This window comes from Blastococcus saxobsidens, from assembly GCF_002938435.1.
GTDB lineage: Bacteria > Actinomycetota > Actinomycetes > Mycobacteriales > Geodermatophilaceae > Blastococcus > Blastococcus saxobsidens.
In genome coordinates, this window is sequence record NZ_POQT01000005.1 from 45,061 (window position 1) to 68,675 (window position 23,615).

23 protein-coding genes and 1 riboswitch are annotated in these 23,615 nt (G+C 73.8%); of the genes, 11 read left to right on the forward strand and 12 right to left on the reverse strand.

Features of this window, described 5'->3' with window-relative positions:
* Positions 1 to 8: 8 nt before the first annotated feature.
* Positions 9 to 596 (forward strand): TetR/AcrR family transcriptional regulator, encoded by a 588-nt coding sequence (locus C5507_RS04420; protein ID WP_104527327.1) that lies wholly within the window; start codon positions 9 to 11, stop codon positions 594 to 596.
* A 4-nt stretch (positions 597 to 600) separates the two neighbouring features.
* On the opposite strand, the gene C5507_RS04425 is transcribed toward C5507_RS04420, so the two are convergent.
* Positions 601 to 1,362 carry a lysophospholipid acyltransferase family protein gene (locus C5507_RS04425; RefSeq protein ID WP_242610980.1) on the reverse strand — a complete coding sequence of 254 codons (762 nt, stop codon included), beginning with the start codon at positions 1,360 to 1,362 and terminating at the stop codon, positions 601 to 603.
* Positions 1,363 to 1,473: 111 nt separating this feature from the next.
* Here C5507_RS04425 and C5507_RS04430 point away from each other — a divergent pair, with 111 nt between their 5' ends.
* The 3 genes from C5507_RS04430 to C5507_RS04440 are packed head-to-tail and all read left to right on the forward strand — an operon-like array spanning position 1,474 to position 4,234.
* Complete coding sequence (locus tag C5507_RS04430) at positions 1,474 to 2,292, forward strand: alpha/beta hydrolase (protein WP_104527328.1); 819 nt, start codon at positions 1,474 to 1,476, stop codon at positions 2,290 to 2,292.
* Entirely contained in the window at positions 2,289 to 2,972 is a 684-nt protein-coding gene (locus C5507_RS04435; RefSeq protein ID WP_104527329.1) for a hypothetical protein, read from the forward strand. The genes C5507_RS04430 and C5507_RS04435 overlap by 4 nt, the downstream gene beginning before the upstream one ends.
* Before the next feature lie 29 nt (positions 2,973 to 3,001).
* A complete protein-coding gene (locus C5507_RS04440) occupies positions 3,002 to 4,234 on the forward strand; it encodes an ornithine cyclodeaminase, nickel-pincer nucleotide-dependent (protein WP_104527437.1) in 1,233 nt (410 codons plus the stop codon).
* Positions 4,235 to 4,300: 66 nt separating this feature from the next.
* Here the strand turns inward: C5507_RS04440 and C5507_RS04445 are convergent, their stop codons facing one another.
* Genes C5507_RS04445 through C5507_RS04460 form a run of 4 tightly spaced genes read right to left on the reverse strand, consistent with a single transcriptional unit; the run spans position 4,301 to position 7,176 of the window.
* Positions 4,301 to 5,287: an ROK family glucokinase gene (locus C5507_RS04445; protein WP_104527330.1), complete on the reverse strand. Its 987-nt coding sequence runs from the start codon at positions 5,285 to 5,287 to the stop codon at positions 4,301 to 4,303.
* Positions 5,284 to 5,595, reverse strand: coding sequence for a hypothetical protein (locus C5507_RS04450; RefSeq protein ID WP_104527331.1), 312 nt, complete (start codon positions 5,593 to 5,595; stop codon positions 5,284 to 5,286). Before C5507_RS04450 ends, C5507_RS04445 begins: the two co-directional genes overlap by 4 nt.
* Positions 5,592 to 6,740 carry an ArsA family ATPase gene (locus tag C5507_RS04455; RefSeq protein ID WP_104527332.1) on the reverse strand — a complete coding sequence of 383 codons (1,149 nt, stop codon included), beginning with the start codon at positions 6,738 to 6,740 and terminating at the stop codon, positions 5,592 to 5,594. The genes C5507_RS04450 and C5507_RS04455 overlap by 4 nt, the downstream gene beginning before the upstream one ends.
* A gap of 4 nt (positions 6,741 to 6,744) precedes the next feature.
* A complete protein-coding gene (locus tag C5507_RS04460) occupies positions 6,745 to 7,176 on the reverse strand; it encodes an SRPBCC family protein (protein WP_104527333.1) in 432 nt (143 codons plus the stop codon).
* Between the two features lie 155 nt (positions 7,177 to 7,331).
* Here C5507_RS04460 and C5507_RS04465 point away from each other — a divergent pair, with 155 nt between their 5' ends.
* Entirely contained in the window at positions 7,332 to 9,125 is a 1,794-nt protein-coding gene (locus C5507_RS04465) for an AMP-dependent synthetase/ligase (RefSeq protein ID WP_104527334.1), read from the forward strand.
* Between the two features lie 89 nt (positions 9,126 to 9,214).
* On the opposite strand, the gene C5507_RS04470 is transcribed toward C5507_RS04465, so the two are convergent.
* The 5 genes from C5507_RS04470 to C5507_RS04490 form a co-directional block, all read right to left on the reverse strand.
* The gene (locus C5507_RS04470; RefSeq protein ID WP_104527335.1) at positions 9,215 to 10,339 is read right to left on the reverse strand and encodes a glycosyltransferase family 4 protein; all 1,125 of its coding nucleotides are present in this window, start codon (positions 10,337 to 10,339) and stop codon (positions 9,215 to 9,217) included.
* Complete coding sequence (locus C5507_RS04475; protein ID WP_104527336.1) at positions 10,336 to 11,616, reverse strand: M48 family metallopeptidase; 1,281 nt, start codon at positions 11,614 to 11,616, stop codon at positions 10,336 to 10,338. Before C5507_RS04475 ends, C5507_RS04470 begins: the two co-directional genes overlap by 4 nt.
* A gap of 156 nt (positions 11,617 to 11,772) precedes the next feature.
* On the reverse strand, positions 11,773 to 12,861 hold the full coding sequence (locus C5507_RS04480; protein WP_104527337.1) for a C40 family peptidase: 1,089 nt from the start codon (positions 12,859 to 12,861) through the stop codon (positions 11,773 to 11,775).
* Positions 12,862 to 12,878: 17 nt separating this feature from the next.
* Positions 12,879 to 13,055, reverse strand: a riboswitch (cyclic di-AMP (ydaO/yuaA leader).
* 175 nt (positions 13,056 to 13,230) lie between these two features.
* Positions 13,231 to 13,551 carry a hypothetical protein gene (locus C5507_RS04485; RefSeq protein WP_104527338.1) on the reverse strand — a complete coding sequence of 107 codons (321 nt, stop codon included), beginning with the start codon at positions 13,549 to 13,551 and terminating at the stop codon, positions 13,231 to 13,233.
* 82 nt (positions 13,552 to 13,633) lie between these two features.
* Entirely contained in the window at positions 13,634 to 15,379 is a 1,746-nt protein-coding gene (locus C5507_RS04490; RefSeq protein ID WP_104527339.1) for a M15 family metallopeptidase, read from the reverse strand.
* Positions 15,380 to 15,566: 187 nt separating this feature from the next.
* On the opposite strand from C5507_RS04490, the gene C5507_RS04495 reads away from it, so the two are divergent.
* Together C5507_RS04495 and C5507_RS04500 are read left to right on the forward strand one after the other, a co-directional pair.
* A complete protein-coding gene (locus C5507_RS04495) occupies positions 15,567 to 17,348 on the forward strand; it encodes a DEDD exonuclease domain-containing protein (protein ID WP_104527340.1) in 1,782 nt (593 codons plus the stop codon).
* Positions 17,345 to 17,632, forward strand: coding sequence for an Lrp/AsnC family transcriptional regulator (locus C5507_RS04500; RefSeq protein WP_104527341.1), 288 nt, complete (start codon positions 17,345 to 17,347; stop codon positions 17,630 to 17,632). Before C5507_RS04495 ends, C5507_RS04500 begins: the two co-directional genes overlap by 4 nt.
* A 12-nt stretch (positions 17,633 to 17,644) precedes the next feature.
* On the opposite strand, the gene trpD is transcribed toward C5507_RS04500, so the two are convergent.
* Both trpD and C5507_RS04510 read right to left on the reverse strand, forming a co-directional pair.
* Positions 17,645 to 18,718: an anthranilate phosphoribosyltransferase gene (gene trpD / locus C5507_RS04505; RefSeq protein WP_104527342.1), complete on the reverse strand. Its 1,074-nt coding sequence runs from the start codon at positions 18,716 to 18,718 to the stop codon at positions 17,645 to 17,647.
* On the reverse strand, positions 18,715 to 19,143 hold the full coding sequence (locus C5507_RS04510) for a hypothetical protein (protein WP_104527343.1): 429 nt from the start codon (positions 19,141 to 19,143) through the stop codon (positions 18,715 to 18,717). The genes trpD and C5507_RS04510 overlap by 4 nt, the downstream gene beginning before the upstream one ends.
* A gap of 124 nt (positions 19,144 to 19,267) precedes the next feature.
* Between C5507_RS04510 and ctaE the strand changes: the two genes are divergently transcribed.
* From ctaE to qcrB, 4 genes are all read left to right on the forward strand, one after another.
* Positions 19,268 to 19,891 carry an aa3-type cytochrome oxidase subunit III gene (ctaE, locus tag C5507_RS04515; protein WP_165400425.1) on the forward strand — a complete coding sequence of 208 codons (624 nt, stop codon included), beginning with the start codon at positions 19,268 to 19,270 and terminating at the stop codon, positions 19,889 to 19,891.
* Between the two features lie 7 nt (positions 19,892 to 19,898).
* A complete protein-coding gene (gene qcrC / locus C5507_RS04520; RefSeq protein ID WP_207225673.1) occupies positions 19,899 to 20,741 on the forward strand; it encodes a cytochrome bc1 complex diheme cytochrome c subunit in 843 nt (280 codons plus the stop codon).
* Between the two features lie 73 nt (positions 20,742 to 20,814).
* Positions 20,815 to 21,927 carry a cytochrome bc1 complex Rieske iron-sulfur subunit gene (gene qcrA / locus C5507_RS04525; protein WP_104527345.1) on the forward strand — a complete coding sequence of 371 codons (1,113 nt, stop codon included), beginning with the start codon at positions 20,815 to 20,817 and terminating at the stop codon, positions 21,925 to 21,927.
* A complete protein-coding gene (gene qcrB, locus C5507_RS04530) occupies positions 21,927 to 23,609 on the forward strand; it encodes a cytochrome bc1 complex cytochrome b subunit (RefSeq protein WP_104527346.1) in 1,683 nt (560 codons plus the stop codon). Before qcrA ends, qcrB begins: the two co-directional genes overlap by 1 nt.
* Positions 23,610 to 23,615: the final 6 nt, after the last annotated feature.

Here is a 23,615-nt window from a genome sequence, read left to right on the forward strand (position 1 = left end):
CGCCGGGGATGACGGCTTCCTCCCGCCCCGAGCACCCCCGGCTGCGGCGCAGCGCCGGGGACCGGCGGGCGCAGCTGGTGCAGATCGGGCTCGAGCTGCTGCCCACCACGCCGGTGCAGGAGCTGACCATCGACGAGGTGGCGCGGCGGGCCGGGATCAGCCGCAGCCTGCTGTTCCACTACTTCGCCACCAAGCGGGAGTACTACACCGCGGTCACCCGGGCGGCGGCGGACCTGCTGTGGGAGCACCTCCTCCCGGCGCCGGGGACACCGGCGGAGCAGCAGGTCACCGGGATGCTCGACCGCTACGTCGGCTGGGTGGAGACGTTCCGCGACAGCCACCTGGCCTTCGTGCGGGGCGCCGGCGGCGGGGACCCCTGGGTGTCGGAGGTCTACGAGGAGACCCGAGGCAAGCTGGTCGAGCTGACCCTGACCACCCTCGACCTGCCCGACGACGCGCTGCGCCGTCAGCTCGTGCTGGCCTGGTTCGCCTTCGCCGAGGACCTGGTGGGCCAGTGGGTCGCCGAACCCACGATGAGCCGCCCCGACCTGCTCGCGCTGCTGCGCGACGTCCTGGACCGGCTCGTCGCCCGCTGAGCCGCTATCCCGCCAGCGACGTCGGGGCGCGGTCCGCGGCCTCGGTGGCCGGCGGCTGCAGGGTGGCGATCACCTCGGTCGCGCTGGCCCCGGTGGCGTCCATCGACTTCTTCACGGTCGAGCCGTAGACGTCGACGTACTCCTGACCGGACAGCGTCATGATCTCGTACATGATCTCGTCGGTGATCGAGCGCTCGACGAACCGGTCACCGCCGAGGCCCTCGTAGCGGCTGAAGTCCAGCGGCTTGCCGAAGACGACCGTGACCCGGGTGAGCTTCTTGCCGAACGGGAGCCTGCGGCTGCTGTAGCACATCGCGACCGGGATGACCGGGACACCGGTCTCCAGCGCCATCCGGGCCACGCCGATCTTCCCGCGGTAGAGGCGCCCGTCCGGCGACCGCGTGCCCTCCGGGTAGATGCCGAGCAGCTGGCCCTCGCGCAGGGAGCGGATGCCGGTCTGGATCGCGCCCTCGGCGGCCGAGGCGCTGGACCGGTCGATCGGCACCTGCCCGGCCCCGGTGAAGAACGCCCGCTGCAGGTAACCCTTCACGCCCGTGCCGGTGAAGTACTCGGCCTTGGCCAGGAACGTGACCCGCCGCTTGAGCTGCAGCGGCATGAACACCCAGTCGGCCGCGGACAGGTGGTTGCTCGCGAGGATCGCCGCACCCGTCGTGGGCACGTTCTCGACGCCGTCGGCCTTCGGACGGAAGACCACCCGCGCCGGCGGGCCGATCGCGACGAACTTGAGGAACCAGTAGAACAACACGCCTCCCTCGGGGACTGCCAGACTAGGGAGCCTGGGGTCCGAATCACAATCGGGTGTCCCCCGTGACATAGCTGACACCGGCGTCACCGCCGGTCGCCGAGGAGGAACACCGTGCCCGGACCGACCCCTGCACCCGAGGTCATGCCCGGTGCCGAGCCGTTCTCCTTCCCCGGTGGGAGCGGTCCGGAGGGTCGCACCGGCGTGCTGCTCGTGCACGGCTTCACCGGGACGCCGATGAGCATGCGGCCCTGGGGCGAGCACCTGGCCGCCGAGGGCTTCTCGGTCAGCTGCCCGCTGCTGCCGGGGCACGGCACCCACTGGCAGGACTGCAACGGCAGCTCCCACGACCAGTGGACCGGCACCGTGGAGCACGCCTTCGACGAGCTCGCCGCCGTCTGCGACCGGGTGTTCGTCGCCGGGCTGTCGATGGGCGGCACGCTGGCCACCCGGCTGGCCGAGGTGCGCCCGGACGACGTGGCGGGCCTGCTCCTGGTCAACCCGGCGCTGCTCACCCAGCGGCTGGACGCCAAGCTGCTGCCCCTGATCGCCCGCCTCTCCGGGAGCTGGGCGCCGATCGCCAGCGACATCAAGAAGCCCGGCGTGACAGAGCTGGCCTACCCCAGGCTCCCGACGCGGGCGATGCTGCAGCTGCGCGGGCTGTGGGCCGTCACCCGGGCCGAGCTGCCCCGCGTCACCGCGCCGACGATCGTCTTCCACAGCGCCGAGGACCACGTCGTGGAGCCGGTGAACAGCACCGTGCTGCTCGACGGCATCTCCAGCGACGACACCGAGGAGGTCGTGCTGCGGGACAGCTACCACGTGGCCACGCTCGACAACGACGCCCCGCTCATCTTCACCCGCTCCGCCGAGTGGATCCGGGCCCACGTGCGCGCCGCGGAGACCGACGCGCCACCGGCCGACCACCGGTGACCGAGCGACGCGGACGCGGCCGCCGCGACAACGGCCTCGAGGCGACCCTGTGGAGCCCCGTGCGCGACGTCGACCCGCGGGTCGGCGAGCACCTGCTCGACGTGCTCGAGGCGGCGGGGATCGCCGCCTACCTGGAGCCGGCCGCGGACGTGGCGCCCTACACCCGGTCGGTGTTCCTGCCCAGCCCGCCGTCGGACCGGCTGTTCGTCGACCGGGCCCGCCACACGGAGGCCCGCGGGCTGGTCGACCAGTACGCCGACGAGCACCCCACCCGGCCCCGGCCGGAACGACGCCTCCCCCGTCAGGACGTCGACCAGGACGCCGAGTGGCAGCGGATCGTGGCCGCCTTCGAGGCCGAGCACGGCCGCACGGTGCTCGACGAGCAGCCCTCCGACGCCCCTGTCCCGCCGCCGGCCGAGGTGCCCGTCCTCGACCGGCCCGACGAGCACTACGAGCCGCCCCCGCCGCCGCCGCTGCCCGTGCCCGCGCCGGCCGTGCTGTACGCGGTCCTGCTCGTGCTCACCGGCGTGCTGCTCATCGGCGCCCCCGGGGTGATCGGCCTCTCGGGTGACGCAGGGCTGGTGCTGGGCGTCGCCGTCGTCGCCGGCGGGGCGGCCGTGCTCGTCTCCCGCATGCGCGACAGGTCCGCCGACGACGGGGACGACGGCGCGGTCGTGTAGCCCCCGGCCGGAGGGCTACGGTGCGCGCCGTGAGCAGCCTCACCGCCGTCGTCACCCTCACCGGCCACCTCATGGACACCGGCATCCTCGCCCGCGTCCTGGACGACGTGCTGGAGTACGGCGGCGACTACCGGATCACCAGCCTGGAGCTCGGCAGGGAGCACGAGGACGAGTCCACGGCCCTGATCGAGGTGCGCGCCGGGGAGGCCGAGCGGCTCGACCGCATCCTCATGCGGGTCCAGGTCCACGGAGCCAACCCCGTGGACCCGGGCACGGCCGGCACCCGGCCCGCACCGGCCGACGGGGTCTTCCCCGACGACTTCTACTCGACCACCAACCTGGACACGCTGGTGCGCCTGGATGGCGAGTGGGTGCGGGTCCGGCGCCCGGAGATGGACTGCGGGCTGGTCGTCCGGCAGGAGGACGGGCGCACGGTCGTCGACACGGTGCCGGTGAGCGACGTCCGGGCCGGCGACGCCGTCGTCTGCGGCGCCTCGGGGGTCCGGGTGGAGCTGCCGCCGGCCGCGCCGAAGGGCAGCGACGACGACTTCGGCTTCATGAACTCCGCGGTGTCGAGCGAGAAGCCGCAGGCGCTGCTGGTCCGGCAGATCGCCGAGCGGATGCGCGAGGTCGAGGCCGAGGGCAGGCGGATCCTCTGGGTCGGTGGCCCGGCGGTGGTGCACACCGGCGCTGCACCGGCGATGGTGCGCCTGGTCCGGGCGGGCTACGTCGACGTCCTCTTCGCCGGGAACGCGCTGGCCACCCACGACATCGAGTCGGCGCTGTTCGGCACCTCCCTCGGCGTGGACCTGGCCAAGGGGTCGGGGGTGCCGCACGGCCACGAGCACCACATCCGGGCGATCAACACGATCCGGGCCGCGGGATCGATCCGGGCCGCCGTCGACTCCGGCGTCCTGGGCGGCGGCGTCATGCACGCCATGGTCGAGGCGGGCAAGCCGTTCGTGCTGGTCGGCTCCGTGCGCGACGACGGGCCGCTGCCCGACGTGCACACCGACGTCATCGAGGGCCAGCGGGCGATGCGGGCCGAGCTGCACGACGTCGGCTTCGTGATCATGGTCGCCACGATGCTGCACTCCATCGCGACGGGGAACCTCCTGCCGGCGTCCGTCCCGCTGGTGTGCGTGGACATCAACCCGGCCACGGTCACCAAGCTCGCCGACCGCGGCAGCGCCCAGGCCATGGGCATCGTGACCGACATCGGCCTGTTCCTGGAGCAGCTCGCCCGCGAGCTCGCTGGGTGACGTGCCGGGTGGCCCCGTCCAGAGGCTCGCCGCGAGCTTGCGAGGGGTGAGGGGGACGGGGTCCTTCTACTCGCCCTCGGCCACGGCCTTCCGCACGAGGTCGGCGGCGCCGACGATGCCGGCCTGGGCGCCGAGCGCCGCGGCCACCACCCGTGGCCCGGGGCGGAAGCCTCGGCCGGGCAGCGCGCGGTCCAGCCGCTCCCGGGCCGGGCGCAGCACCATCTCGCCGAGCACGCTCACCCCGCCGCCGATCACCACGACCTCCGGGTCGAGCGCCGCGGCGAGGTCGGCGATGCCCTGGCCCAGCCAGTAGCCGACCTCCGTCACCAGCTCGAGGGCCAGCGGGTCGCCGTCGTAGGCCGCGCGGGCCACGTGCTCGCCGGTGAGCCGCTCGGGTTCGCAGTCCACCCGCTCCAGCAGCAGCGCGGCCGCCGCGGGCGAGGTGCGCGCGACCTCGCGCGCGGTCTGGCCGAGGGCCGTGCCGCTGGCGTACTGCTCCCAGCAGCCGCGGTTGCCGCACGCGCACAGCCGCCCGTCGGGGACGACGCGCATGTGCCCCCACTCCCCCGCCACGCCGTGCGAGCCGCGGCGCAGGCGGCCGTCGAGGACGATCCCGCCGCCGATCCCCGTGCCCAGGGTGATCATCAGGGCGAGGTCGCTGCCCTGCGCCGCGCCGTAGCGGTACTCCGCCCACGCGGCCGCGTCCGCGTCGTTGCCCACCCACAGCGGCCGCTGCAGCCGCGCGCCGAGGTCCTTGCGCAGCGTCGAGTTGCGCCACGCCAGGTGCGGGCTGAACAGCACCGTGTCGCCGGTCCGGTCGAACCAGCCCGCGGCGCCGACGCCGACGCCGACCAGCTCGCCGTCGTGCGCGCCGGCGAGCTCCTCCACCACGGCGGCGATCGCGTCCTCGGTGTCGCTGACCGAGGCCCCGGGGGTGGCCCGGCGCGCGGTTTCCAGGATCGTGCCGTCCGGCGACACCACCCCACCGGCGACCTTGGTGCCGCCGATGTCGATGCCGAGCGCGGGCAGCTCCCGCACGTCAGCGGGGGTCACGCGATGTCGATCCGCTGGGCCGGCGGCGGCTCCTGCGCCTCGGCGACGACGTCGTCCGCCGCGTCCGGCGCCGGCTGCGCCACGTCCGCGGCGAACGCCCGCAGCGCGGCCGCGGCGGTGGTGAGCACGTCGGCCAGGGCGGCGGTGACCTCCGGACGCTCACCGCGCACGACGGCGGCCGCCTGGCACACCGGGCACCACCGGCAGTCGTTCGCGTGCTCACCGGGCGCGGCGTCGGCCGGCTCGGGACCGCGGACGGCGTCCAGCAGGCGCCGGGCCTGCTCGAACCAGTCGGCTCCGGTCGTCATGAGGTCCTCCCCTCGGCGGCCAGGAGGTCGGCCGGCCACTGCTGCGGATCCGGTCGGAAGCTGACCTCGAGCCGCGCCTGCGCCGTCCCGGGGTCGGCCAGCCTCCCCCCGGTCACCTCGCACCGGCGCAGCAGCGAGTCCAGCCGCAGCGAGCGCCGATCCTCCCCCACGCCCACCACGAGGTCATCGCCCCACCGGGTCAGGGACACCTGGGACCGCTCGGCGAAGGGCAACGGAACCGTCAGCTCCCACCCCATCGCGCCACGCCGGGGCCCGGGAGCGGGCGGCCCGCCGGCCGGCGGGAGGTCGAGACCGCCGAGCAGGTCCAGCGCACCCGCCGGGTCGTCCGGGCTCCCGGCGTCCTCCGGGACGGCGTGCACGGGGGCGAGCTCGGCCAGGCCGGCGAGGGCGGCGTCCTGGTCGGCGGCCCGCCGCTCCCACCAGCTGCCCGTGCCGCCGGCGGGGAGCACCCGGGCGAGGACCGCGGCGGGCCGCAGCCCGTGCAGGCCCAGGACCGTCGTCGCCCCGCGCAGGGCGGCCACCGCGGAACCGCGGGCCGGGGCGGTGAGCCAGACGGCGGTACCGGCCGGACCGGCCAGCCGGTCGCGGGCCAGCAGCCCCTCGACCACGGGGAGGGCGGCCAGCGCCGCGTCGAGCGGACCTGCCTTGGCCGCACCGGAACCCACCGCCGCCCTGCGCACGGCGGCCAGCGCGCGCACCGTGGGCGGGAGCGCCACCCCGGTCCACCAGCGCAGCGCGGCCGGCAGGGCGACGAGGCCCAAGCCGTCGCGCAGCGGCCCCGCGTCGACCACGACGAGGTCGGCCTGCGCCTCGGCCAGTGCAGCGAGCAGCGCGAGCTCCTCCGTCCCCGGCACCGGGACGACGGAGGTGACCGGCGGCAGCGTCAGGTGCGGGAGCAGCCCGGCGAGCGCCCCCGCGTGCGCGCCCCACAGATCGGCCACCGCCCGGGGGCCGGCGATCCGGCGGACCTCGAGCCCGGGCTCGTCGCCGAGGCCCTCGACCGGGGACGCCTGCCGGGTGAGCAGCAGCGTCGACCGGCCCGAGCGGGCGGACCTGAGGGCGGCCGCGGCGGCGATCGTGGAGGAACCGGCACCGCCGGTGCCGGTGACGAGCAGGGTGCGCACCCGCTCAGCCCTCGACGCGCTTCTTGAGCTCCTTGAGCGCGGTGTCGAGGATGACCTTCTCCGCCTTGCGCTTGATCATGCCCAGCATCGGGATCGAGAGGTCGATGGTGATCGAGTAGGTCACCTCGGTGCGGCCGCCCTCCTCGCTGAGCGTGTAGGAGCCCTCCTGCCGCTTCTGCATCTGGCCCTTGACGAGCGTCCAGGAGACGCGGCGGTCGTCGTCCCACGTGTACTCCAGGACGTAGTCGTCCTTGACCGCACCGGCGTCGAGCACGAAGTGCACGCGGCGGGCCCGCCCGTCCTCGCCGGTCTCCAGCACCTCCACCTTCTTGGCGGCGGAGACCCACTGCGGGTACGAGGGGAAGTCGGCGACGACCTCCATGACCTGGGACGCGGGCGCCTCGACGAGGATCGACTGGGTGGACTGGTCCGCCATGGGCAGCAGGCTAGCCGCTCCGGGACCACCGGGAGGGCCGGGGCGCAGCGCTGGGCTACTCCCCGGTAGCAGGAGCCGTTAGATTGACGCCGACGTCCCCAGGTCGGGGTCGCGGGCGACGGTGCCCGGCGACGGCCGGGGAGGAGAGGACCGGCGTGCGCGAGTTCAGCATTCCAGCGACCTACCAGGTCGAGGCCGACGCGGCCCTGACCGACATGCTCACCGCAAACGTGACCGACCACGGCGACGAGGTGGGGCTGCGCCGTCAGGTGGACGGCCGGTGGACCGACGTCACCTGGCAGCAGTTCGGGGACGAGGTCCGCGGCGTCGCCAAGGGGCTGATCGCCTCGGGCGTCGCCGCGGGTGACCGCGTCGCCCTGCAGGCCAAGACCCGGTACGAGTGGACGGTCCTCGACTTCGCCATCTGGACCGCCGGCGCCGCCGTCGTCCCGATCTACGAGACCTCCAGCGCCGACCAGGTCGCCTGGATCCTGGCCGACTCGGGCGCCACCGCCGCGGTCGTGGAGCGCGACGAGCACGCCGAGGCGATCGCCTCGGTGCGCGACCAGGCGCCGGACCTGAAGACCGTGCACGTCATCGACGACGGCGCGATCGACCAGCTCACGGCGGCCGGTGCCGACGTCCCGGACAGCGAGCTGGAGGCCCGTCGGGCCACGCTGAACGCCGACAGCCTCGCGACGCTGATCTACACCAGCGGCACCACCGGCCGGCCGAAGGGCTGCGAGCTGACGCACGCGAACTTCCTGTTCGAGATCGGCAACGGCATCACCCTGCTGGACCGCTTCATGGGCGTCCAGGGCTCGCTGCTGCTGTTCATCCCCCTGGCCCACGTGCTGGCCCGCGTCCTGCAGGTCGGCGCCATCAAGAACCGCACCGTCATCGGGCACACCCCCGACGTCAAGAACCTGGTCGAGGACCTCGGCGAGTTCAAGCCCACCTTCGTGCTCGCCGTCCCCCGCGTGTTCGAGAAGGTCTACAACCAGGCCAAGGCGAAGGCCGAGGGCGACGGCAAGGGCAAGATCTTCGACAAGGCGGCCCAGGTGGCCATCGACTGGTCCCGCGCGCAGGACACCGGCGGCGCCGGGCTCGGTCTCAAGCTGCAGCACGCCCTCTTCGACAAGCTCGTCTACGGCAAGCTGCGCGCCGCGCTCGGTGGCCGGTGCCTCGGCGCCATCTCCGGCGGCGCCCCGCTCGGGGAGCGGCTCGGCCACTTCTACCGGGGCATCGGCGTGACCGTCTTCGAGGGCTACGGCCTGACCGAGACCACTGCCGCCGCGTCGGTCAACCACGACGACGCCCTGCGCATCGGCACCGTCGGGCGCCCGCTGCCCGGTGTCGAGTTCCGCATCGCCGAGGACGGCGAGGTGCTCATCAAGGGCGGCATCGTCATGCGCGGCTACTGGCGCAACGAGGACGCCACGAAGGAGGCCATCGACCCCGAGGGCTTCTTCCACACCGGCGACATCGGCGAGCTGGACGACGACGGCTTCCTGAAGATCACCGGCCGCAAGAAGGAGATCCTCGTGACCGCGGGCGGCAAGAACGTCGCCCCGGCCGTCCTCGAGGACCGCATCCGGGCCCACCGCCTCGTGAGCCAGTGCATCGTCGTCGGCGACCAGCGCCCCTACATCGCGGCGCTGATCACGCTCGACGAGGAGGCGCTGCCGCAGTGGCTGGAGTCCAAGGGCAAGGACGCCGGCCTCACGCCTTCGCAACTGCGGGAGGACCCCGAGGTCCTCGCCGAGCTCGACGCCGCGGTGAAGGAGGCGAACAAGGCCGTCTCGCAGGCCGAGGCGATCAAGAAGTTCACGGTCCTGGGCACCGACTTCACCGAGGACAACGGGATGCTGACGCCGAGCCTGAAGCTGAAGCGGAACGTGGTCATGAAGGAGTTCGGCTCCGAGGTCGACTCGCTGTACGCGCGCTGAAGAACACCCCCTCCTCCCCACCCCTCGCACGCTCGGGGCGGGCCCCTGGAGGGGGCACCGAGCCCCGTCCCGCACCCGCGGGACGGGGCTCAGTGACCCTCGAGCAGGTCGGCGAAACCGGCGGCGATCGTCGACCACGACCAGCGCTGCTCCACCCACCTGCGGCCCGCGGTACCCATGGCCCGGGCCCGTACCGGGTCGGCCAGCAGGCCGTCCAGCGCCGCGGCCACGGCTGCGGGCGACCGCGGGTCGACGACGTGGCCCGTGACGCCGTCGCGCACCGCTTCGGGCGCCCCACCGGACGTGCCGGCGACCACCGGCCGGCCGCCGGCCGCGGCCTCCAGGAACACCATGCCGAGCCCCTCGACGTCCAGCCCTCCGCGGCGGGTGCGGCACGGCATCGCGAAGACGTCCCCGGCCGCGTAGTGCCGAGGCAGTTCGTCGTGGCCCACCGGCCCGGTCAGGACGACGGAACCCTGCAGGCCGGCCGCGGCGACGGCCCGGCGCAGCGACGCCTCCGCCGGTCCGCCACCGACCAGCAGCAGCCGGGCCCCCGGGTGGCGGGCGAGGATCCTCGGCCAGGCGGCCACGAGGACGTCCTGGCCCTTGCGCGCCACCAACCGGGAGACGCAGACCACGACGGGCGCGTCCCCGAGGCCCCACCGGCGGCGCACCTCGGCCCCGTCGACGTCCGGGGTGAACCGGTCGACGTCCACGCCGGGTGACAGCTGGGCGAGCCGGGTGCGGCCGGCCAGGGCGGGCGCGAGCCGGTCGCGGGTGTACTCGCTGATGTAGGTGACCACGTCGAGACCCGACGCGATCCGCTGCATCAGCTGCCGGCTGCCCGGCAGTGCCACCCAGCCGGTCTCGTGCCCGTGCGTGGCGCCGACCAGGTGCCGCACCCCGGCCTGCCGGAGACCGGGGGCGAGCAGCCCCAGCGGGGCCGCCGCCCCGAAGAAGACCGTGTCGCAGCCGAAGCGGTCGACGAGGTCGACCGCGGCGCGGGCGGTCGCGCGGGTGGGCAGCAGCATGCCCGTGGGCCGCCGCACCACCGGGTAGGGCAGCGCGGCGTCGTGCTCCGCCGAGCCCGGCGAGTCGGAGGCGAGCACCACCAGGGAGTCCGCGGGCCGGCGCTCCAGCAGCGCGGCGACGAAGGTCTGGATGCCGCCCTGCCGTGGCGGGAAGTCGTTGGTGACGACGAGTGTCCGGCTCACGGACCCTCCAGGCGTCGCCAGTCCTCGGCCAGGGCGATCCGCTGGGCCGCCGTGGGATGGCTGCCGAAGTACCACTGCCAGGCGGCCGGCGGGTCGGGGTCACCGAGGTTCGTCGTGGACAGCCGGCGCTGCATGGCGATGAACGCGTCCGGGTCCCGGGTGAGGTCGAGGGCGTGCACGTCGGCCCGTGCCTCGATCTGGCGCGAGACCAGGTTCTGCACCGGGGTGCCCAGCAGCCCACCGGCGCTGACGAGGAACAGCAGCAGCGGCACGACCCGCGGGTCCCCGGGCGCATCCGCCCCCGCCCGGCGCAGCAGCGGCGCCCACGACAGGAGCCAGCCGAGCAGCGCGGTCGCCGCCCCGGCCCCCAGGGCGCCCATCAGCGTGCCGGTCAGGACGTCGTCGTTGGCGACGTGGCCGAGCTCGTGGGCCACGATCGACTCGATCTCCTCGTCGGGCAGCCGGTCCAGGAGCGTGTCGTAGACGACCACCCGCCGGGTCGAGCCGAACCCCGACACGTAGGCGTTCAGGGCCGTCGTCCGGCGGGAGGCGTCGGAGACCAGCACGTCCTGGACCGGGGTGCCGTTCTCCTCGGCGAGCGCCAGCAGGTCGGTGCGCAGCTCTCCGGCCGGCAGCGGCTCGAACCGGTTGAACGCCGGCTCGATCACCACCGGGTAGAGGAAGGAGCCCACGACGACCAGCACCGCGGCCGCGAACCCCGACCAGGCCCACCAGGTGCGCGGGGCCCGGCGGACCACCCACAGGAAGAGCAGCACCACCAGCGTCGTGAGCGCCGCGCTGATCGCCAGGGACACGGCGACGTCGCGCAGCCAGAGCCCCCATCCCCGGGTCGAGAGGCCGTAGCGGTGCCGGACCGTCTCGGCGTAGGCCGCCACGGGCAGCGTGACGAGCCGGCCGACGAGCAGCAGCGCCGGCACGCCGAGCAGCACCTCGCCGGGCCACCGCCCACGCACCGGGGCCGCCGCGGCCCGGACGAGCCGGGCGCCGAGCGGGGTCAGCCCGAGCAGCGCGGAGACGACCAGCCCGAGCGAGATCGAGACCAGCGATGCCGGTCGCAGCGCGTCGGCGAACGCCTCGGCGCGCGCCACCTGGGCGGCGTCCAGCCCCGCGGTCGGGTCCGGCGCCGTGCGACCGCCCGGAGGCACGGGCAGGACGTCCCACGGGGTCCGGAGGACGACGACGAGCAGGGCGGCGGCCCCGAGGACCAGCGCCACCGCCAGCGCGGTGCGCGCACCCGTCCGCCCGCCCCGCTGCACCCGGCCGATCCTAGTAAGAGGACCCCGTCCCCCTCCCCGCTCGCAAGCTCGCGGCGAGCCTCTGGACGGGGCCGCAGTGCTGGAGGGCGCCCCACCCGACGGCGAGGGCCGGCGAACCCCGGAGGGATCACCGGCCCTCGAGCGACCGACCGGTTGTCAGCCGACGATGCGCTTGGCGTGCGTGAAGTCGCCCTTCATCGCGTTGAAGCTGGCCACCTTCACCGGCTGGCCGGAGGTCGACGCGTGGACCATCTGGCCGTTGCCGATGTACATGGCGACGTGACTGGTCGGCTCGTAGAAGAAGAGCAGGTCCCCGGGCTGGAGCTGGCTCGCGGCCACGGTCTGCCCCGTCTGCGCCTGGCTCTTGCTCGAGTGCGGCAGGCTCACCCCGGCCGCCGCGTAGGCGTAGGAGGTCAGACCCGAGCAGTCGAAGGCGTCCGGGCCACCGGCGCCCCAGACGTACGGGTCACCGACCTGGGCCAGCGCCGTGTCGACCGCCACCTGCGCCGCGCTGCTCGGAGCGACGACGCCGCTCGGCACCGGCTGGGCCTCGCCACCGCCGTGGGCCCGCTGCACGACCTCCTGCTGCGGCGCGCTCAGCGCGTCGTACTGGCGCTGGTAGTCGGCGATCTTCGTCTCGAGCTCCCGCTGCTGCGCGGCGATCTCGTCGACCGCGCGCTGCGCCTCGGCGGTGGCCTCGTTCGCGGCCTCGCGGGAGGCTTCCGCCTCCTCAGCGGCCAGCGAGACCTCGGCGAGCACCTCGTTCGTGTGGCCGGCGATGGCATCGAGGGTGCCGAGCTGGTCGACCATCTCGCCGGCGGACCCACTGGTCAGCAGCACGTCGAAGGAGGAGACGCCGCTGCCGGTGTAGGCGCTGCGCGCCAGCCGGCGGATCTGCCCGTCCAGGGACTCGAGGCGCCCCTCGGCGGCCTCCGCGGCCTCGATCGCCTCGCGGACGGCGTTCCGGTGGCCCTCGAGGACGACCTTCGCCTCGTTGAGCTCCTCGGTGACGACCTCCAGCTGGTGGCCGGCCGCGGCGACCTTGGCGGCGGCCTGGTCGGCGGTGCCCACGTCGCCGGGGACGGCCGACGCGGTACCGGGGAGGACGGTCAGGGTCAGCGCGGCGGCGGCACCGACGAGGAGTGCGGAGCGCAGCGGGCCGAAGCGGCGGGCACGGGTGCCGGCCTGACGACCGGTCTGGAGCTGTGCGGGGTCATGCGTCAGTGGTGCGTGAGGGGTCGCCACGTGCGGCGGCTCTCCGTTTCTTCCGCTACGACCGCCTACCGAGTTAGCTGACGGGTTCGGGCTGGGAAGACTGGCCCTATCCCCCGGGCCGGCGAGCCGGCCGCGGGGGAACTCACCCCAGAACTGCGGTGGGTCCCCGGCTCACCTCGGGCGCCGGTGCTGCGCGCCGTGTGGTGATTAGGCGGTGCCCGGTCGAGGTCATCCCTCTGCGGATGACGACCACCCGACCGAACGGCGACGACCATACGACCGTGACGAAGCCGTGACAAATGGAGGGCTCTGATACGGGTGTGACGAACATCCCGCCCGGACCGGCGCGCCTGCGCCGCGCCAGGCGCCCCGAGGTGTAGGCGGTCGCGGCCGGGCGGGTCAGCCGATCCGCCGGCCTCGCGAGCCGTCGCCGCCCCGGTCCGCCGCGCCGTCCCGGTGCCGCAGCGGCGGGACGAGACCGCCCTCGGCCAGCGCGCGCACCGCCCGTCGTTCCACGTCGTCGAACTCCACCACGACGCCGGCGGGCGGCACGACGGCGTCCTCGGCCGTCGCTCCGTCGCCGGGTCGGGCACGAGCGGTCATCGGCACCACCACGGGGTCCACCCCCTGCCACCCGGGTGGGGCTCCCAGCAGGACGGTGACGACGCAGTCGGCGCAGCCGGTCCCCCGGACGGTGCAGGTGTCGCAGTCGATGAGCATCGGTTCTCTCCTCCGTGAGTCGCTGCGCACGCTAGGAGCCCCCACCGACAATTCCGCACCGACCGCATCCGGCGCTGCGGGCTCAGGTGCCCGCGTACTCCCAGTGCCACGGCTCCTCGCGGCCGTTCCCCGGGTCGGCCCACGTCGGGTGGAGGAAGCCGAACCGGCCCGCGTTGGCCACCATCCAGGCGTACTGCGGCGTGCCGAAGGTCTGGATCCCGCCGCACAGGTCCACGGCGAGCCCCCAGCCGTGGTCGCTGGTGCCGGGCACGGCGGCCAGCGACGGCTTCTCCCCGAAGAGCCGCACCTGGCTGGCGTAGGTCCGGTAGGAGTCGGTGATGCACAGGGGCGCGCCGAACTGGGCGGCGTAGGCCGCGGACATGGCCCGGTAGGCGGCCGCCGCGTCGCAGCGCAGCGCGTGCCCGCCGATCCCCAGCGGGCACATCGCGCTCGGCGGGATCAGCCCGTTCGGGTAGCCGCCCCAGGCGCGGGCACCGTCGTAGCTGGCCGGGTAGACGGTGTTGCCGCACTCCGTGCGCAGCGCTCCGCCGGCCGGCCCGGGGACGTCCACGGCCGGCCGCTGCGGGAGGCTCGGCCGGCCGATGCCCAGCACCTGGTCGCCCGGCAGCTTCCGCACGACCACCGCACCGGCCCGCCCGTCTGCCGCCAGCATCGTGCCCGGGTCCAGCGCGATCCCCACGTGCCCGAGGCCCGACTCCCCGGCGCCGAGGAACACCAGGTCACCCGGGAGGACGTCGGCAGGGTCGACGGGGCTGGTGACGGCGAACAGCTCCCCCTGCGTGCCCGGGAGAGGGATGCCGGACCGCCCGTACACCGACTGCACGAGCGTCGCGCAGTCCCACGCGTCGGGGCCGGCCGTCCCGGGGGCGTAGGGCTTGCCGAGGGCGTCCATGGCCGCGGTCACCGCGGCCACCGTCTCCGCCGGCAGCACCAGCAGCGAGCTGGGCTGCCCCGGCAGCTGCGCCGCCCCCGGCTGCGCACCGCCGGCCGCGGACCCCACCGGCACCAGCCGGTCGGGCAGCGTGAGCTGCGGAGCGCGCAGGTCGGCGGCCGGCGGGACCGCGATGCCCGCGGCGCGCAGCTGGTCCACGTAGGCCCGCCAGTTCGCGGCCGTCCGCTCGTTGACCGCCACCTGCTCCCGCTGCAGGGCGGCCAGCTGGCCGTCCACGACCGCGAGCGCCTCGTCCAGTTCCGCGGTGACCGCGTCGGCCGCCGACTCCAGCTCGGCGACCCGCGCGTCCACCTCCGCGGCACGGGCCGAGGCCTCGTCCAGGGCCGCCCGGGCCCGCGCCGCCTCGTCCAGCGCCGCGCGGCGGAAGGTCTCGGCGACGGAGATGATCTCCGCGGCGTGCGCGTCGACCGCCTCGAGGAACCCGAGGCCCGCCAGCACGTCACCCGGGTCGCTGCCGGTGAGCATCAGCGTCAGCGGGGTCAGCGCGCCGCGGTCGCGGTACACGGCCGCGGCGTAGGTGGCGACCTGCCGCTGGTGGACCGCCAGCTCCCCCTGCGCGTCCGCGAGGAGCGCCTGGGCCTCCTCGACCGCGCGGCGGGCCTCGGCCTGCGCCTCGCGTGCCGCGACGACGTCCTCCTGCTGGGCGCGGAGGTCCTCCTGCACCTCGGCGGCCCGTTGCTGCAGGCGGTCCAGGGCCCGGCTGTCCAGCACCCCGGACGTACCGCCCGGCTGGTCGCTGGGCGCGGCTCCCACGGACGAGGACGGCGCGAGGGCCAGCACCAGCGCGGCCAGGGCGACCGCGCCGGCCCGGCATGCCGCCGGAACGGAGGAGCGCCACGGGGAACGCGCGGGCATCGGACCACCTTCACCGGTCGGGGCCGACCGCCCGGTTCGCGGCCGCCACCAGCAGGAATGGTGTCCTGCCGGCGTTCGGAGTGCCAGGTGCGGCCTGTCCTCGGGCCGGCGAAACCGCCTGACAGGGGGATGCCGCACCCGGCGCGCGTCCCCGGGAGTGTCAGCACCCCCACCTACCGTCCGCCCCGTGCCACCCGCTCCCGCCCCTCCCCGCTACCACCAGGTCTCCATCGAGGAGGTGGGGACGCCGCTGTCGCAGGTCACCTTCGTCGTGGTCGACCTGGAGACGACCGGCGGCTCGCCCAAGGACTGCGCCATCACCGAGATCGGCGCCGTGAAGGTGCGGGGCGGTCAGGTGCTCGGCGAGTTCCAGACCCTGGTCGACCCCGGCCACGAGATCCCCCCGTACATCAGCGTGCTGACCGGCATCACCTCGTCGATGGTGGCCGCCGCGCCGCGGATCGGCTCGGTGCTGCCGGCCTTCCTCGAGTTCGCCCGCGGCGCGGTGCTGGTCGCGCACAACGCCCCCTTCGACTTGGGCTTCCTCAAGGCGGCCTGCGCCGGTTCGGGCATCGCCTGGCCGGCCGCGGCCTCGGTCGACACCGCAGTGCTCGCCCGGCGGCTGCTCAGCCGTGACGAGGTGCCCAACTGCAAGCTGGGCACGCTCGCGCCCTTCTTCTCGGCCACCACCTCCCCCACCCACCGGGCGCTGGACGACGCCCGCGCCACCGTCGACGTGCTGCACGGCCTGTTCGAGCGGCTGGGCCCGCTGGGCGTCACGACGCTGGAGGAGCTGACGGGGCTGACCCGCCAGATCGACCCCGAGCGCCGCCGCAAGCGCCACCTCGCCGACGACGTCCCGCACGGACCGGGCGTGTACCTCTTCCGCGGCCCGCGCGAGGAACCGCTGTACGTCGGCACCTCCACCGACCTCCGCAGCCGGGTGCGCAGCTACTTCTCCTCCAGCGAGCAGCGCAGCCGGATCACCGAGATGGTGGCGCTCGCCCAGCGGATCGACACGATCCCGTGCGCGCACGCGCTCGAGGCGGCGGTGCGCGAGCTGCGGCTGATCGCCGAGCACAAGCCGAGGTACAACCGCCGCTCCCGCTTCCCCGAGCGAGCCCTGTGGGTCCGGCTCACGGAGGAACCCTTCCCGCGGCTGTCGGTGGTGCGGCGGGTCCGACCCGACGCGGGGGTGTTCCTCGGTCCCTTCCCCGACCGCCGTGCCGCCGACGCCGCGGTCGCCGCCGTCCACGAGTCCCTCCCGCTGCGGCAGTGCACCGCCCGTCTGTCCCCGCGCACGCCGACCAGCGCCTGCGTGCTGGCCGGGATGGGTCGGTGCGGCGCGCCCTGCACCGGCGCGCAGAGCGTCGTCGAGTACGCGGACGTCGCGGCCGTCTTCGCCGCCGCCGTCACCCACGACCCCCGTCCGCTGGTGGCCCCGCTGCTCGCACGGGTCGAGCACCTGGCGGCCGAGGAGCGCTACGAGGACGCGGCCGTGCTGCGCGACCGGGTCGCCGTGCTGGTCCGCGCCCTCCGACGCCGGCAGCGGCTGGAATCCCTGGCCGCGGTCCCCGAGCTCGTCCTCGCCCGTCCCGACGGCGACGGCGGGTGGGAGCTGTCGGTGGTGCGGTTCGGCCGGCTCGTCTCCGCCGGCTGCACACCGCGCGGGACGACGGTCCGGAGCGTGCTGGGCACGCTGCTGGCGACCGCCGAGATGCTGCCGAACACCGACGGCACCCCGACCACGTCGGTCGACGAGACCGAGCTCGTGCTGCGGTGGCTGGAGAAGCCCGGCACCCGGTTGGTCCAGCTGACGGGGACACTGGCCAGCCCCGCACCTGGCACCGGCGCCTTCAGCGGGTTCCTCAGCCAGGTGGAGGCCGGCCGCACCGGTCAGGATCCCTTCGCCGACTCCCGCTCGCTGGGCACGCGCGCCCGGCCGGAACGGATAGCATCGCCGGCGTGATCACCGCCATCGTGATGATCGACGCCGCGACCGACTCGATCGCCGAGGTGGCGCAGGCCGTCGCCGAGCTCGACGGGGTCAGCGAGGTCTACTCCGTCGCCGGCGAGGCCGATCTGATCGCCATCGTCCGCGTCCGGGAGTTCGAGCAGGTCGCCCAGGTGATCGCCGGACGCATCAACAAGGTGCCGGGGGTGGTCGACACCGACACGCACATCGCCTTCCGCGCCTACTCCCGGCACGACCTCGAGGCGGCGTTCTCGATCGGTTTCGACAGCACCGACTGAACGGCGCGGCCTTCACCCCTGCGTCGCGGACACCTCACGGCTGACCGCGATCCACCGGTCGAGCAGCGCCGCCGCCCGCCCGTCGTCGATCGCCGCCGCGGCGCGCTGCAGCCCCGCCCCGAGCGCGTCGTGCAGCCGCGACGGGCGCGGGTCGAACGCCGCCAGCGCAGCGGCTGCGTTCAGCAGCACGGCATCGCGCACCGGCCCCCGCCCGCCGTCGACCAGCCGGCGGAAGACGTCGGCGTTGGCCCGCGCGTCACCCCCGCGCAGCGCATCGGGCCCGGGGACCTCGAGGCCCAGCGCCGAGGGGTCCACCCGGTCGGGCTCCACCTCGCCGTCGCGGACGACCCACACCGACGAGGTGGTCGCGGTGGTCAGCTCGTCGAGCCCGTCGTCACCGCGGAACACCAGGGCCCGCATGCCCCGGCCGGCGAGCACCTCGGCCATCACCGGGGCCATCCGTGCGTCGGCGCAGCCGATCGCGGCAGCCACCGGGCGTGCCGGGTTGGTGAGCGGTCCCAGGAAGTTGAACACCGTCGCGATGCGCATCTCCCGTCGCGCGGGCCCGGCATGACGCATGCCCGGGTGGAACACGGGCGCGAAGAAGAAGCCGATCCCCGCCTCCGTGACGCAGTGCGCCACGCCGTCGGCCGGCAGGTCGATGACGACGCCCAGCGCCTCGAGCACGTCGGCGGCACCGGAGGACGACGACGCCGCCCGGCCCCCGTGCTTGGCCACGGGCACACCGGCGGCGGCCGTGACCACCGAGGCCATCGTGGAGATGTTCACGGTGTGGGCGCCGTCGCCGCCGGTGCCGACGATGTCGACGCAGTCCATGGCCAGCCGGACCGGCGTCGCCTGCTCGAGCATCTCCGCGGCCAGCCCGGCCACCTCCGCGGCCGACTCGCCCTTGGCGCGCAGCGCGACGGCGAAGGCCGCCACCTGGACGGGAGTCGCCTCCCCGGTCATGACCTCGCGCATCGCCCAGCGGGCGTCGTCGCCGCCCAGGTCCTCCCGGGCCAGCAGGCGGTTGAGCACCACGGGCCAGGTGGGCGCACCGGTGGAGGTGGCGGCCACCGGCGTCATGGGCGCACGACCGGACGCCGGACGTGGTCGCGCAGCAGGTCGGCGACGACCTTCGGGGCGACGAGCGGGTCGACCGGGAAGGGCAGCGTGGCCTCGGCCCGTGACCAGTGCGCCAGCCAGCGGTCGGGCTGGCGGGCGATCAGGAGGCAGACGGCCGGGCGGTCGGCGACCTCGACCTCGAGCTGGCGGGTCAGCGCCATCCCACCGGTCGGCTGCGCCTCGCCGTCGAGGATGCAGAGGTCGACGCCCCCGGCGTCGACCGCGGACACGACCTCGTCGGCCGTGGCGCACTCCACCCAGGTGAGCGGACCCACGTCCGCGGCGGGTCGCCGGCCGACCGCGGTGCGGACGGCGTCGCGCACCTCCGGGCGGTGGCTGTAGAGCAGCACGGTGGCCGGTGCGGTGGACGTCTCGGCAGCGCTCACGCGGCCGAGACTAGTGCCCGGGCGCTTCTTCGCAGGCCAACACCTGCGAGTCGGTATCGAGCTGATCACATCGGCGCCACGCCGTCACCACCCGCGGTCGTGACGAGGGCCCGCCGATGCCATGATGAGCCTCGTGACAACGGCTCCCGTGGCGAGCAGCACCTTCGACCCTTCGCGGGTGCACTCCCTGACCCGACCGAACATGGTCAGCGTCGGCACGATCATCTGGCTCTCCAGCGAGCTGATGTTCTTCGCCGGCCTGTTCGCCATGTATTTCACAGCGCGAGCCCGGGCCACCGATGGGTGGCCGCCGGAGCCGACCGAGCTGAACCTGCCCTACGCCACCGTCTTCACGGTCATCCTGGTGCTCTCCTCGGTGACCTGCCAGTTCGGTGTCTTCGCGGCGGAGAACGGCAACGTCTTCGGCCTCCGGCGCTGGTTCACCATCACCTTCGTGATGGGCCTGGTCTTCGTGCTGGCCCAGGCGAACGAGTACCGGGTCCTGGTCGTGGACCACGGCACGACGATCTCGTCATCGACGTACGGCTCGGTCTTCTACATCACGACCGGCTTCCACGCGCTGCACGTGATCGGCGGGCTCGTAGCCTTCGTCTACGTGCTCATCAGATCGACGATGGGCCGTTTCACGCCGGCACAGGCGACCTCGGCCATCGTGGTCTCCTACTACTGGCACTTCGTCGACGTCGTGTGGGTCGGGCTCTTCGCCACGATCTACCTGATCCGCTAGGGAACCGGTGTCCACCACGAACCCGCACTCCGACGCCCTGCCCGCCGACGCCGGGACCCCGGGTGACCGGGCCCGCGCGCGCCGCCGCTCCAAGCAGCGCCGCCGCGTCGCCAACGTCGCCGGCCTCATGGCCTCCCTGGTGCTGACCGGCGCCCTGTACTCGGTCTTCGCACCGGCGCAGGCGGCCGACGACACCACGACGGAGTCCGCCGCCGAGGCCGCCGGGCGGGAGCTGTACGAGAACAGCTGCATCACCTGCCACGGCTCCAACCTCGAGGGCGAGCCCAACCGTGGGCCCTCGCTGATCGGCGTCGGCGAGGCAGCCGTCTACTTCCAGGTGCACACCGGCCGCATGCCGCTCGTGCGCCAGGAGGCAGACGCCCCCGACAAGCCGGCCGTGTTCTCCGACCAGGAGATCGACCAGCTGATGGCCTACATCCAGGCCAACGGTGGCGGCCCCACGCTGCCCTCGGGCAACCTGCGCGACGGCGACCTCGCCCAGGGTGGCGAGCTGTTCCGCCTGAACTGCGCCTCGTGCCACAACTTCGTCGGCGAGGGCGGCGCCCTGTCCTCCGGCAAGGCGGCCCCCAGCCTCGCGGACTCCAACGACCTCGAGATCTACACGGCGATGCTGTCCGGGCCGGAGAACATGCCGGTCTTCGGCGACAACCAGCTGACCCCCGAGGAGAAGCGCTCCATCATCAACTACATCCAGACGATCCAGCAGCAGGCGGACCCGGGCGGCGCGGGCGTCGGCCGCATCGGTCCGGTCGCCGAGGGCCTGGTCATCTGGGTCGTCGGTGTCGGCGTGCTGATGTTCGGCATCTTCTGGATGGGGAGCAAGGCGTGAGCGAGCTGTCCCGCTCCCAGGTCACCACGGCTGCCGTGCGATCGCTGTTCCCGATCGCCGGCGAGGAGGAAGCGTGAGCACGCGCGACTCGCACCCCGGTTCCACCGGCGGTGCGGACACCCCGGGACCGCTGCACGGCGGCCCGGACGAGGACTACACCCCTGAGCAGCTCGCGGCCATGAGCCGCGAGGAGCTCGACATCCTGGGCGCCCGCTACGACGGCGTCGAGATCCTCCACGTCGACCCGGGCCCGGAGCCGGGGTCGCGGCTGGAGAAGCGTGCCGTCCGCCAGGTCGGCTGGACCTTCGCCGCAGCCGGTCTGTCCGCGTTCCTCTTCCTGGTCGTCTACGCCGGCTCCGGCTGGTTCCTGCCGGAGTGGAACTGGGCCCGCGAGGGGACGACCTGGAGTGCGATGTTCAACCCGCTCCTCGGTCTCTTCATGGGTCTGTCCCTCACGCTGGCCGGTGTCGGGCTCGTGCTCTACACGAAGAAGCTGCTGCCGCACGAGACCGCGGTGCAGGACAAGCACGACGGGTCACACTTCGACCGCGTCACCACCGGGGCGACCCTGGTGGGTGGCCTGCACAACAGCGGCCTGGCCCGGCGCAAGCTGATCACCCGCTCCCTCGGCTTCATGGGCGCCGGCGTGGGCCTCATGCTGATCGCCCCGCTCGGCGGTCTGATCAAGAACCCCAACACCGGTAACCCGTTGGGGCGCACCAACTGGGCCGAGGGCGTCCGTCTCGTCCGCGACGACGGCAGCCCGATCCGTCCCGGCGACCAGGAGCCCGGGTCCCTGGAGACGGTGTTCCCGGCCGTGGCCGGGGGCAACCTGCAGCCCGACGCGGCGACGATGCTCATCCGCCTGCGCCCGGAGCAGCTCGCCGCCGACCGCCCCAAGCCGGGGCAGGAGGACTACGGCTACGGCGACTACGTGGCGTACTCCAAGATCTGCACGCACGCCGGTTGCCCGGTGTCGCTGTACGAGCAGGAGACGAGCCGCATCCTCTGCCCGTGCCACCAGTCGCAGTTCGACGTGACCCAGGGCGCGAAGCCGGTCTTCGGTCCGGCCACCCGCTCGCTGCCGCAGCTGCCCATCACTGTCGACGACGAGGGCTACTTCGTGGCGCGCAGCGACTACCCTGAGGCCACAGGCCCCACGTACTGGAACCGGGAGCGCATCTGATGGCAGCTACCGCCACGACGCCGGGTGCGCCGACGTCACGGCTCGGCAAGGCCGCGACGGAGTTCGACGACCGGCTCATCGTCGCCGGCCCCGTCCGGCGCACGCTCAACAAGGTCTTCCCCGACCACTGGTCGTTCCTCCTCGGGGAGATCGCGCTCTACGCCTTCCTCATCGCCCTGCTCTCGGGCACGTACCTGACCTTCTTCTTCGACGCGTCGATGGTCGAGGTCGAGTACGAAGGCGAGTACGACCCCCTGCGGGGCACCGAGATGTCGGCGGCCTACGCCTCGGCGCTGGACCTGTCGTTCGACGTGCGCGGCGGCCTCTTCATGCGCCAGATGCACCACTGGGCGGCACTGTTGTTCGTCGCCGCGATCGTCGTGCACCTGGTGCGCATCTTCTTCACCGGCGCCTTCCGGCGTCCGCGGGAGAGCAACTGGCTCATCGGTGTCGTGATGCTGGTGCTGTCGCTGCTCATGGGCGTCACCGGCTACACCCTCCCCGACGACCTGCTCTCGGGCACCGGGCTCCGCATCATCAGCGCGATCCTGCTCTCCATCCCGGTGATCGGGACGTGGGCGCACTTCGCGGTCTTCAACGGCGACTTCGTCGGCACGGAGATCATCGGGCGGTTCTACATCGCCCACGTGCTGATCTTCCCGGCGATCCTGCTGGCGCTCATCGCGGTGCACCTGCTGATCCTGGTCAAGCAGAAGCACACCCAGTTCCCCGGTCCCGGTCGCACCGAGCACAACGTGGTCGGCAACCGCCTCTTCCCGACGTTCGCCGGGAAGGCCACCGGGCTGCTGCTGGTCGTGTTCGGCGTCATCGCCGGCCTGGCCGGCCTGGTCCAGATCAACCCGATCTGGCTCTGGGGTCCGTACAACCCGGCGCAGGTCTCCGCGGCCTCGCAGCCGGACTGGTACATCGGCTTCCTCGACGGGTCGACCCGCATCTTCCCCGCCTGGGACATCAACCTCCCCGGCGACTACACGATCCCGGCGCTGTTCTGGCCCACGGTCGTGGTGGCCGGTGCGATGTTCACGGTGCTCGCGCTGTACCCGATGATCGAGCGCAAGCTCACCGGCGACACCGCCTCGCACCACCTGCTGCAGCGCCCGCGTGACGTCCCCGTGCGCACCTCGCTCGGCATGATGGCGCTGACGTTCTACTTCTGGCTGATGGTGGCCGGCGGCAACGACGTCATCGCGGACAAGTTCGACATCAGCCTGAACGCGATGACCTGGGTCGGCCGGATCGGCGTGATCGTGCTCCCGCCGATCGTCTACGTGATCACCTACCGCATCTGCCTCGGCCTGCAGCAGCACGATCGCGAGGTCCTCGAGCACGGCATCGAGACCGGCATCATCCGCCGGCTGCCGAGCGGCGAGTTCATCGAGGTGCACCAGCCGCTGGGCCCGGTCGACGAGCACGGCCACGGCCAGCTCGCCTACGGCGGCGCTCCGGTGCCCAAGAAGATGAACCAGGTGGGTGGTGCCCGCCGGGCCATCCGGGGCTTCTTCACCCCGATCGAGCAGCCGTCCGCGGTCGAGCTCGAGCAGCAGGGTGAGGGCCGTGGGCTCTCGGCCGCCGAGGGCTCGCGTGAGCTCACCAGCTCGGGTCGTCCCTCCGACGGTGGCCGTCCCTCCGACGGTGGCCGCCCGCAGGACACGCGCGACTGATCACCC